The organism is Streptococcus sp. 339 (assembly GCF_013277285.1).
Lineage (GTDB): Bacteria > Bacillota > Bacilli > Lactobacillales > Streptococcaceae > Streptococcus > Streptococcus pseudopneumoniae.
In genome coordinates this window covers 1-11,739 of record NZ_VMMR01000077.1, presented here as the reverse complement: position 1 = coordinate 11,739, position 11,739 = coordinate 1, and the positions used below count along the sequence as shown (strand labels likewise).

Sequence of the window (11,739 nt, the reverse complement as noted above, 5' to 3'; positions counted from 1 at the left end):
CTATTATGCGTTGTTGTTCGGATAGTGGAGGCAATAACATAGGAACTTCATATTTTAAAAATTTTATTGAAGCTAAATTTTTTATCGCTGAACCTATAGAATGCTCTTTTAGTGTATTAATCAAACTCGTAAACATCCATTTAAAATACTGTGAATCTATTATATCTGAGTTTAACGTAAGTTTTAATAATGCTTGATTTATAACTCCATTATAATAATTTGAAGGTATTTGAAAGATTTCTCCAATAGTACCTGCACAAGATATTAAAATATCTCCTGCTTTTATTGAAAAATTTTTTAAACGTATATAATCACTCTCTTTTAACCAATAGTCTCCATAATCTATAGTTTTTCTTATAGCATTACCTTGTTCATAAACCTTATATGTATGTTCTCCTTTCGGAACAAACATTGACTTTGTTATAGAACTACCAAAAGGACCTCTTTTTATTGAGCCGTCCTCTAATGCACAAATGTCTGGTAAATAAACTATGGCCCATCCTTTAGGTATATTATGTTTAAACTCTTTTATACTTCCATCAGCAAACTTCCCATAATGTTTCCCATCATCACCACGAAATATCTCAGTTTCCTTTTTATCTCGTTTGATTTTTCCTTCACTGATAAGTTTTTCTTTTTCAGCTTTAATTCTCTTTAATAATTCACTTGCAGGTTCGTCATTGGGATTTTGCGGCACTAATTTCCCTTCCATCGCTCTTTGGAGAATACTTGCTTTAAGTTGTTCTGGTGTCATTATTTGTCCTCCAACAACTGCAAAATATCAGCTAATACATTATCAATCTTATGATTTAAAGTTGCTCTTTCCGCTTGATAATTCTGAATCAACTCAAAGGGATTTAAGATTTCCTCTTCCTCTTTTGGAAAGCCACACTGGTCTAAATTATAATTCAACTCAGCCAATTCACTAGGTGTAAATGATTTAGATTTGTAGAACTTACCTTCCAGAATCTCTTCACGATTTTCCCACCAGTCACGAACAGGATTGAAGTGTTCTGACTTCATCGGCTTAGTTTTCGAGAAATTTTTATAACCATCTGGCATATCTAAACGATAAAACCAAGTTTCTTCTGTTTTCTTTGTTTTATCAAAGAAAAGAATGTTCGTATGGATTCCTGTATACGGTGCAAAGACACTATGAGGCAACCTAATAATCGTATGCAAGTTGAACTCATCTACCAGTTTTTGTTTCAAGCGAGTTTTTACACCTTCACCAAATAGAAAACCATCAGGTAAAATAACTCCAACACGACCATTTTCTTTCAAACGATACATAATGACAGCCATAAATAAATCAGCTGTTTCAGAACTCCGTAATTCTGCTGGAAAGTTATTTTTTATTGTTTCTAATTCTGACCCTCCAAAAGGTGGATTCATCATAATAATGTCAAATTTTTCATCATCCGTATATTCACGAACATTTTTCTCCAAAGTATTTCCATGAACAATTTTAGGGTCATCAATTTCGTGAAGAAACAGATTTGTAACTGCTAAAAGATGAGGAAATGCTTTCTTTTCAATACCAAAAACAGCTGTATTATATTTTTTGGTATCTTCACTAGTTTTACGTTGACTACTTAAACGGTTCAGAGTCGAAGTCAAGAAGCCTCCTGTTCCGCAAGCAAGGTCTGCCATTGATTCTCCAAGTTTTGGGTTAAGAACTTCGGCAATAAAATCAGTCGCTGCACGTGGCGTATAAAATTCTCCTGAATTTCCAGCATTTTGAATATCTTTAAGAATTTTTTCGTAAATATCATTAAACGAATGACGATCTTCAGGGCTATTGAAATCAACTTCATCAATAACATTGATGACTTGGCGTAACAAGACGCCATTTTTCATATAGTTGTTCGCATCTTCAAAAGCTGATTTAACAATCGTTTTTCGAATAGGCATATTTGAAGTTATTTCAAGCTCTTTCAACTCTTTGAATAACTTGTTATTGACAAAATCAAGTAATTCATCGCCTGTCAATACCCGCTCTCCATTTTGAGCATGAGCCCAATTCCGCCATTTTAATTCCTCTGGGATAATTGACTCATACTCGTCTTCTTCTAATTCCCAAACCATTTCACGGCTATCATAAATTTTTAAGAATAATAACCAAGACATTTGCTCAATACGTTGAGCATCACCATTAACACCAGCATCGTTTCGAGTGATATCTTGAATTCTTTTTACAAATGATGTAATTGACATACTTTCCTTTCATTAAGCTACTGTAAATAGCTCTTTCTCCAATTCTTTAATTGCTTGTAAATATCGTTTTTTATCTCCAAAATAAGTATTGATGATTTTGAAGGTTCCACCATATATCTGAAATTCTGGAAGTTTTAATGTTTCAATGCTTTCGAGTTCTCCAATACCTTTATCCATGTATTTGTCCAGTAAAATTTCCAAAACAGCACGCGCTTCCTCACTATATTTATATAAATATCCGCTTTGTTTGAGTTTATTGATACGTTCCGTTTTGGTTAATTCTTTTTGACCATAGGCAAGTTTTAGGAGTAAATCAAAATCATCGATTTCTTGTTCTGATATTCCCTCCGACTCTCGAATAGCATCTAGATAAACTCCTTTTTTATAAAGTTCGTCTAAGATAAGCTTCTTTTTATCCGCCGTATGCCAAACTGTGATAAAATCGTTCAAAGTGGCGTAGCTACCTAAGATATTCTTCCGAGTGTAGTCGGTCAGGCTTTCGGTAATCAGTTTCCCGTTTTCATCCAATACTTGAACAGTAGAATTAAGAATGGTAACCTGCTTGTCTGTAACGATATATTTTTCTACTGGGTCACCACCTTCGTTTACAAAACCAGGTGTAGTACCATTGTTTGTTTTTGCGCCCGTTTCCAGAACCTTCACTGGTTCACCATCAAAATCAGGGTCAGCAAACAAATTGGTAACATTTCGAAAATCAATAATCGTAAAAAATTCTTTCCCCTTTTGAGGATAAAGACGTGTGCCACGACCAATAATTTGTTTAAATTCAGTCATGGATTGGATATTAGAGTCTAAAACAATCAAACGACATGTTTTAGCATTAACTCCTGTCGTTAATAATTTAGACGTTGTTACAATAGCGGGAAAATTAGAATTGACATCCATAAAGTTATCCAGTTGAGCTTTTCCTTCAGCGTTGTCACCAGTTACTTGCATGACATAACGATAGTCTTCTTGGACTAAGTCTAGATTCTCTTTTACAAGTGCAGCACGCATTCGCTCGGCATGGTCAATATCAACACAAAAAACAATTGTTTTATCAAATCGTGCATTGTTTTGCTTCATATAATCAGAAACAAACTTGGCAACTCTTTGCGTTCTATCATCAATGACAATGGTTTTGTCAAAATCTTTCCTGCCGTAGTACCTATCTTCTATTAATTGTCCGTTAGCATCAACTTTTCCAGTTTCTGGACGATAACCATCCACATCCACATCTAAATTAACCCTCATAACACGATATGGAGCCAAAAAACCATCCTCTATTCCCTGTTTTAAACTATAAGTATAGATTGGCTCACCAAAGTATTCCGTATTGGAAGCATTCTTGGTTTCTTTAGGAGTAGCGGTCATCCCAATCTGTGTCGCAGAACTGAAATAATCAATCACCTTACGCCAGTTACTGTCTTCCTTAGCTGAACCACGGTGCGCTTCATCAATTACGATTAAATCAAAGAAGTCTTTGTCAAATTTTTGATAATGTGTCTCAGTTCCATCTTCACCAGTTAGTTGCTGATAAAGCCCTAGATAAATTTCAAAAGAATTTAATTTTTCAGGAGCAGTCAAAAGTTTTGGTGTAATTTTCGTCATTACCTTTTCGAATGGTCTAAAGTCTTCAGCCATCGTTTGGTCTACTAAGATGTTTCTATCTGCTAAGAATAAAACTCGTTTAGCCAAACCAGCTTTTCGAAGGCGATGAATAATTTGAAAAGCCATGAACGTTTTCCCCGTTCCTGTTGCCATCACAAACATTACTCGTTTTTGTCCTCTGGCAACTGTTTCAATAGTACGGTTGATAGCTATTTGCTGATAATAGCGTGGCGTTTTCATTGAGAAGGCGTCTGTATAGTATGGAGTTGAGATAGCTTCTGTAATTTCGTACGTCAATCCTTTTTCCTTCGTCATACGAGAAAATAATTCTTCACGAGTAGGGAATTCGTCTAACTCCAGCTCACGTTCTTCTCTCGTGATACGGTCGTGTTCAATAAAGCCATCACCATTCGAAGAATAAACAAATGGAACATCTAAAATCTCTCCGTATTCAATAGCTTGTTGTAATCCTGCTCGAACGCTGTGTTTATTATCCTTTGCCTCAACAATTGCAATTCGAGTTCCAAATTGGTAATACAGTGAATAGTCTGATTTTTTTCCTTCTTTACGACGAGCCTTATCTCCTCTAACCTCAATTCGACCATCAGTGAAGTATTCTTCGTAAGCGATATGCTCACCATTTTTCCATCCTTTGGCTACAATAGCAGGAGTGATGAAATTTGCTTTAATATCCTCCTCACTCATTTCTTTCTTAGACTTTATAAACTCAACCATATTGAACCCTCCGCATTCTAAAAATCTACTTCTCCATAAAATAAACTATCAGAACAAATTATACTTCTATTATATCACACTTATAAAAATACTCTGCTAAATTGTTGAAAATAAGTATGCAATATACTTTCGCATCGCGTCAGATTATCTCCGCATAACACCGCTATTTTCCGCTGTTTTCGGCAGGCGACTTATTATCATTCTATAAGCACTTTCAGTCGGGCTGGTGAGATATTTTTCAAAAATAAATAATCACATTTAAACATTTTGAAAGTATAAAATATCTACATCAGCCGTTCAAAAACTGGCGTAAATTTTGCTATAATATTTTCGTTTAAATAAAGATTTTTTTATGCCAAAAGGATTTTAACAATGCGGATGCTTCCTATTTTGCTTCTCTTTTTAGCTCTACTACCGTTTTTCTCAAAGTTTGTCACTGGAGGTAGTTCTTTCAGTTGGGAAGTGTTTTTGATTTTCATAATAGATTGGGTTTTATTGATAGTTTTTGCGATTCAGATTTCTTATATTTTTTGGAGATTGAGTCAAAAGTGGAAAGAATTATCTAATAAATAACGCTAGGCATGTTGTCTAATTTTGGGGTAAGACAATGAATAGCAGAGTAGAATTTCGGATTTTCACCATTGTTGATTTGGACAAGAAAGAAGAATATTTACATGAGATGCATTTGAAAGGTTGGAGGTATAGAACTAGTCGTTTTGGTTTGTTCTATCTTGACCAATGTCAACCAGACGATGTCATCTACCGTATCTATGATTCTAGATTTCTTAAAAAATATAAGCATGAACTGCAAGATTTTAGAAATAGAGGTTGGGAATTGATAGGAGCAGGTTTTTGTTCGATTCTTCGTAAATCGGCTTCTGATATACTTTCAGAGGATCAAGTCTATATGAGTAATAATCTCAGGTGGGAAGTTATGCGATATAGACTTCGTTCATGTGCAGCTACTTTCTTAGGAGGTTTTGTTGTTTGTATGAGTTTGTTTCGAGAAGAACTGTCGCAATCTTTCTTTGTTATTTTTGCTCTATATGCCTTTATGATTTCTTATCTAATCTATGGTTATTTCAGACTAAAAAGGAAATATCGAGTAGATAAACAGTAAGGTTCTAGGTCTTTAGACTGATTTTTAGCACTCTTGGTAAAAGAGTGCTAATTTTTTGAATTTTTATCTTGACATTCTCTTCTAAGGGTGTATAATAGAATCATAAGTTAGCACTTGAATGTATCGAGTGCTAATTGGTCAGACAGAGAGGAGTGATGAGGTGGTTACAGAGCGTCAGCAGGATATTTTAAATCTGATTATTGACATCTTTACCAAAACGCACGAACCTGTCGGATCCAAAGCCTTGCAAGAGTCTATTAACTCTAGCAGTGCAACCATTCGTAATGACATGGCGGCTCTAGAAAAGCAAGGTTTGCTTGAAAAGGCTCATACTTCAAGCGGTCGGATGCCAAGTATTGCTGGTTTTCAGTACTATGTAAAACACTCACTGGATTTTGATCAACTGGCTGAAAATGAGGTATATGAGATTGTCAAAGCCTTTGATCAGGAATTCTTCAAACTGGAGGATATTCTGCAAGAAGCTGCTAATCTACTGACAGACCTGAGTGGCTGTACGGTAGTGGCACTGGATGTTGAGCCGAGCAGGCAACGTTTGACAGCCTTTGATATCGTTGTTTTGGGGCAACATACAGCCTTGGCAGTATTCACCCTAGACGAGTCGCGAACGGTTACCAGTCAGTTTCTGATTCCAAGGAACTTCTTGCAGGAAGATTTGCTGAAACTGAAGAGCATCATTCAGGAACGTTTCCTCGGTCACACCGTTTTAGATATTCACTACAAGATTCGGACGGAGATTCCGCAGATTATCCAGCGTTACTTTACAACAACGGACAATGTGATCGATCTCTTTGAACATATCTTTAAGGAAATGTTCAACGAAAACATTGTGGTGGCGGGCAAGGTTAATCTCTTGAATTTTGCCAATCTAGCAGTCTATCAGTTCTTTGATCAACCGCAAAAGGTGGCTCTGGAGATTCGTGAGGGGTTGCGTGAAGATCAGATGCAAAACGTCCGTGTTGCAGACAGTCAGGAGTCCTGTCTAGCAGACCTAGCGGTGATTAGTAGCAAGTTCCTCATTCCTTATCGGGGAGTTGGAATTCTAGCCATTATCGGTCCAGTCAATCTGGATTACCAACAGCTAATCAACCAAGTCAATGTGGTCAACCGTGTTTTGACCATGAAGTTGACAGATTTTTACCGCTACCTCAGCAGTAATCATTACGAAGTACATTAAGATTGAAATCATTAAAGGAGGCGAAAATGGCCCAAGATATAAAAAATGAAGAAGAAGTAGAAGAAGTTCAAGAAGAGGAAGTTGTGGAAACAGCTGAAGAAACAACTCCTGAGAAGTCTGAGTTGGACTTGGCGAATGAACGTGCAGATGAGTTCGAAAACAAATACCTTCGCGCTCATGCGGAAATGCAAAATATCCAACGCCGTGCTAATGAAGAGCGTCAAAACATGCAACGTTATCGTAGCCAGGACTTAGCAAAAGCGATTCTCCCTTCTTTGGATAACCTTGAGCGTGCACTCGCGGTTGAAGGATTGACAGACGATGTCAAAAAAGGATTGGAGATGGTGCAAGAAAGCTTGATTCACGCTTTGAAAGAAGAAGGAATCAAAGAAATCGCAGCTGACGGTAAATTTGACCATAACTACCATATGGCCATCCAAACTCTCCCAGCAGACGATGAACACCCGGCAGATACCATCGCCCAAGTTTTCCAAAAAGGCTACAAACTCTATGATCGCATCCTACGCCCAGCCATGGTAGTTGTTTACAACTAGGCAATTCTGACGGTAGCTAAAGCAACTCGTCAGAAAACGGCAATCGCTATGGCGTTTGCCTAGCCTCCTTATTAACTCGTCGTCGAAATAAAATCGATTTCGACTTCTCGTGTCGCAATTTACATAATAGAAAACTTGTCCGAAACGACAATAAACTATGAAGAAAGATAAGAGGCAAGCCGGAGGCTTGCAAGGAAGATATTTCCCGCCGTGGTAAAAGTTTCAGTAGCTTTTGCTACTGAAACAGGGGATTTTTGAGACAATAGGCTCAAAAATAAGTGATGAAATCCCGAAGGGAGTTGCTCACGTCCCCACCACTTAAGGGAAATATAAAAAAAGAAAATTAACTAACAAGGAGAAAAACACATGTCTAAAATTATCGGTATTGACTTAGGTACAACAAACTCAGCAGTTGCAGTTCTTGAAGGAACTGAAAGCAAAATCATCGCAAACCCAGAAGGAAACCGCACAACTCCATCTGTAGTCTCATTCAAAAACGGAGAAATCATTGTTGGTGACGCTGCGAAACGTCAAGCAGTTACAAACCCAGATACAGTTATCTCTATCAAATCTAAAATGGGAACTTCTGAAAAAGTTTCTGCTAATGGAAAAGAATACACTCCACAAGAAATCTCAGCTATGATTCTTCAATACTTGAAAGGATACGCTGAAGACTATCTTGGTGAAAAAGTAACCAAAGCAGTTATCACAGTTCCTGCTTACTTCAACGACGCTCAACGTCAAGCAACAAAAGACGCTGGTAAAATTGCTGGTCTTGAAGTAGAACGTATTGTCAACGAACCAACTGCAGCAGCCCTTGCTTACGGTTTGGACAAGACTGATAAAGAAGAAAAAATCTTGGTATTTGACCTTGGTGGTGGTACATTCGACGTTTCTATCCTTGAATTGGGTGACGGTGTCTTCGACGTATTGTCAACTGCAGGGGACAACAAACTTGGTGGTGATGACTTTGACCAAAAAATCATTGACTACTTGGTAGCAGAATTCAAGAAAGAAAACGGTATTGACTTGTCTACTGACAAGATGGCAATGCAACGTTTGAAAGATGCAGCTGAAAAAGCGAAGAAAGACCTTTCTGGTGTAACTTCAACACAAATCAGCTTACCATTCATCACTGCAGGCGAGGCTGGACCTCTTCACTTGGAAATGACTTTGACTCGTGCGAAATTTGACGATTTGACTCGTGACCTTGTAGAACGTACAAAAGTTCCAGTTCGTCAAGCCCTTTCAGATGCAGGTTTGAGCTTGTCAGAAATCGACGAAGTGATCCTTGTTGGTGGTTCAACTCGTATCCCAGCCGTTGTAGAAGCTGTTAAAGCTGAAACTGGTAAAGAACCAAACAAATCAGTAAACCCTGATGAAGTAGTTGCCATGGGCGCTGCTATCCAAGGTGGTGTCATCACTGGTGATGTCAAAGACGTTGTCCTTCTTGATGTAACACCATTGTCACTTGGTATCGAAACAATGGGTGGTGTCTTCACAAAACTCATCGACCGTAACACAACAATTCCAACATCTAAATCACAAGTCTTCTCAACTGCGGCAGACAACCAACCAGCCGTTGATATCCACGTTCTTCAAGGTGAACGACCAATGGCAGCAGATAACAAGACTCTTGGACGCTTCCAATTGACAGACATCCCAGCTGCACCTCGTGGAATTCCTCAAATCGAAGTAACATTTGACATTGACAAGAACGGTATCGTATCTGTTAAGGCCAAAGACCTTGGAACTCAAAAAGAACAAACAATTGTGATCCAATCGAACTCTGGTTTGACTGACGAAGAAATCGACCGCATGATGAAAGATGCAGAAGCAAACGCTGAAGCAGATAAGAAACGTAAAGAAGAAGTGGACCTTCGTAACGAAGTAGACCAAGCAATCTTTGCGACTGAAAAGACTATCAAGGAAACTGAAGGCAAAGGCTTCGACGCAGAACGCGACGCTGCCCAAGCTGCCCTTGATGACCTTAAGAAGGCGCAAGAAGACAACAACTTGGACGACATGAAAGCAAAACTTGAAGCATTGAACGAAAAAGCTCAAGGACTTGCTGTTAAACTCTACGAACAAGCAGCAGCAGCCCAACAAGCTCAAGCAGGAGCAGAAGGTGCACAAGCAACAGGAAACGCAGGCGATGACGTCGTAGACGGAGAGTTTACGGAAAAATAAGATGAGTGTATTAACAGAAGAGTATCTAAAAAGTACACGAAAACTTTATAATGATTTTTGTGATAAAGCTGATAGTTATGAATCTGCAAAAGATTTTATAGATAATATTCCAGCAGTATATTTGGCTAGATATAGAGAAATTATATTAGCTGAACATGAGAATTGTGTCAAAAATGATGAAGCGGTAAGGAATTTTGTTACTTCAGTATTGTTGTCAGCGCTAGTATCAGCACTAGTATCAGCAACCATACAAAAACCAGAATTTATAATATCGTTTATAATGGGCATGATTTGGGTTGTCGGTGTATTCCTTCTAATCTATTGGAATTTTATAGCAAATACTAAGAAGAGACAAAAATATATAAATATTTCTGTACTTATAGGATATTTAAAATCAAAATAAAGTTAATTTACTTATTTGCAGAGGTTGCAACCCAGCCTCTGTTTTTCGATAAAAAGGGACGGAATATCATTTGTTTGGGTTTTGTCTCATCAATATGAAAGAAAGGAACAAATGTGTTCAGGGAATTGAACACGGGTTCCCAAATTTCTTACTTAATATAACAGAAAGGAATTGAACCCGACCTAAATTCTCGGAAAAAAGATAAATCTGTCTAGGAGCATCGCTCCAGCGTCAGATTTCCTATTTTTCAGTCGAATTTTACGGTCTTGGTATCTTGTATGAACAATACTGAATTTTATGATCGTCTGGGGGTGTCAAAAAACGCTTCGGCAGACGAGATCAAAAAGGCTTATCGTAAGCTTTCGAAAAAATATCACCCAGATATCAATAAGGAGCCTGGTGCTGAGGAAAAGTACAAGGAAGTTCAAGAAGCCTATGAGACTTTGAGTGACGACCAAAAACGGGCTGCCTATGACCAATATGGTGCTGCAGGCGCCAATGGTGGATTTGGAGGCTTCGGTGGTGGAGCTGGCGGTTTCAATGGGGCAGGTGGCTTCGGTGGTTTTGAGGACATTTTCTCAAGTTTCTTCGGCGGAGGCGGTGCTTCACGCAATCCAAATGCTCCTCGCCAAGGGGATGACCTCCAGTATCGTGTGAACTTGACCTTTGAAGAAGCTATTTTTGGAGCTGAAAAAGAAGTTAAATACAACCGTGAAGCAAGCTGTCGTACATGTAATGGCTCAGGTGCTAAGCCAGGAACCAGTCCAGTCACTTGTGGACGCTGTCATGGTGCTGGTGTCATTAACGTCGATACGCAGACTCCGCTTGGTATGATGCGTCGTCAAGTAACCTGTGATGTCTGTCATGGTCGCGGAAAAGAAATCAAAGATCCATGTACAACATGTCACGGAACAGGGCATGAAAAACAAGATCATAGCGTACATGTCAAAATTCCTGCTGGTGTGGAAACTGGTCAACAAATTCGCCTAGCTGGTCAAGGTGAAGCTGGATTTAACGGTGGACCTTATGGTGACTTGTACGTGGTTGTTTCTGTGGAAGCCAGCGATAAGTTTGAACGTGAAGGAACTACTATCTTCTACAATCTCAACCTCAACTTTGTCCAAGCAGCTCTTGGTGACACAGTAGATATTCCAACTGTTCACGGTGATGTTGAATTGGTTGTCCCAGAGGGAACTCAGACTGGTAAGAAATTCCGCCTACGTGGCAAAGGAGCTCCGAGTCTTCGTGGTGGTGCAGTTGGTGACCAATATGTTACCGTTAATGTCGTAACACCAACAGGCTTGAACGATCGTCAAAAAGCAGCCTTGAAAGAATTTGCAGCTGCTGGTGATTTAAAAGTCAATCCAAAGAAAAAGGGCTTCTTTGACCATATTAAAGATGCCTTTGAAGGAGAATAATACTCTTCGAAAATCAAATTCAAACCACGTCAGCGTTGCCTTGCCGTACTCAAGTACAGCCTGCGGCTAGCTTCCTAGTTTGCTCTTTGATTTTCATTGAGTATAAATGTTAGCTTACAATTGAAAATTTGTCTATTTGTCTTCATTTTGTTCGTTTTTCAAACCAAAACACTAACAAAATATTTGATTTCTAAAGTTATTTAGTGTAAAATAAAAACATTGGCTCAAGCCTATTTAAAATTGAATATCATTTTACTTGTTTATGTCGTGAATTGGCACGACGTTTCTACAAGGTG

At 38.4% G+C, this 11,739-nt stretch carries 9 protein-coding genes; 6 read left to right on the top strand and 3 right to left on the bottom strand.

The window, feature by feature from the left end:
• From HT736_RS08870 to HT736_RS08860, 3 genes are all read right to left on the bottom strand, one after another.
• A partial coding sequence (locus HT736_RS08870) for a restriction endonuclease subunit S (RefSeq protein WP_172930966.1) occupies positions 1-754 on the bottom strand: 754 nt, incomplete at its 3' end.
• Positions 754-2,217: a class I SAM-dependent DNA methyltransferase gene (locus HT736_RS08865; protein WP_016397115.1), complete on the bottom strand. Its 1,464-nt coding sequence runs from the start codon at positions 2,215-2,217 to the stop codon at positions 754-756. The genes HT736_RS08870 and HT736_RS08865, both read right to left, overlap by 1 nt.
• Positions 2,218-2,229: 12 nt before the next feature.
• The gene (locus HT736_RS08860) at positions 2,230-4,563 is read right to left on the bottom strand and encodes a DEAD/DEAH box helicase family protein (protein WP_172930965.1); all 2,334 of its coding nucleotides are present in this window, start codon (positions 4,561-4,563) and stop codon (positions 2,230-2,232) included.
• A gap of 607 nt (positions 4,564-5,170) precedes the next feature.
• On the opposite strand from HT736_RS08860, the gene HT736_RS08855 reads away from it, so the two are divergent.
• The 6 genes from HT736_RS08855 to dnaJ all read left to right on the top strand — a co-directional run bounded on the left by HT736_RS08855 (position 5,171) and on the right by dnaJ (position 11,443).
• Positions 5,171-5,683 (top strand): DUF2812 domain-containing protein, encoded by a 513-nt coding sequence (locus HT736_RS08855; RefSeq protein ID WP_138707748.1) that lies wholly within the window; start codon positions 5,171-5,173, stop codon positions 5,681-5,683.
• 160 nt (positions 5,684-5,843) lie between these two features.
• Complete coding sequence (hrcA, locus tag HT736_RS08850; protein ID WP_000255739.1) at positions 5,844-6,878, top strand: heat-inducible transcriptional repressor HrcA; 1,035 nt, start codon at positions 5,844-5,846, stop codon at positions 6,876-6,878.
• 2 nt (positions 6,879-6,880) lie between these two features.
• The gene (gene grpE / locus HT736_RS08845; protein WP_275690548.1) at positions 6,881-7,432 is read left to right on the top strand and encodes a nucleotide exchange factor GrpE; all 552 of its coding nucleotides are present in this window, start codon (positions 6,881-6,883) and stop codon (positions 7,430-7,432) included.
• A gap of 366 nt (positions 7,433-7,798) precedes the next feature.
• Positions 7,799-9,622: a molecular chaperone DnaK gene (gene dnaK / locus HT736_RS08840; RefSeq protein WP_049493655.1), complete on the top strand. Its 1,824-nt coding sequence runs from the start codon at positions 7,799-7,801 to the stop codon at positions 9,620-9,622.
• A gap of 1 nt (position 9,623) precedes the next feature.
• Complete coding sequence (locus HT736_RS08835) at positions 9,624-10,025, top strand: hypothetical protein (RefSeq protein ID WP_054393183.1); 402 nt, start codon at positions 9,624-9,626, stop codon at positions 10,023-10,025.
• A 278-nt stretch (positions 10,026-10,303) separates the two neighbouring features.
• Positions 10,304-11,443: a molecular chaperone DnaJ gene (dnaJ, locus tag HT736_RS08830; protein WP_014017330.1), complete on the top strand. Its 1,140-nt coding sequence runs from the start codon at positions 10,304-10,306 to the stop codon at positions 11,441-11,443.
• Positions 11,444-11,739: the final 296 nt, after the last annotated feature.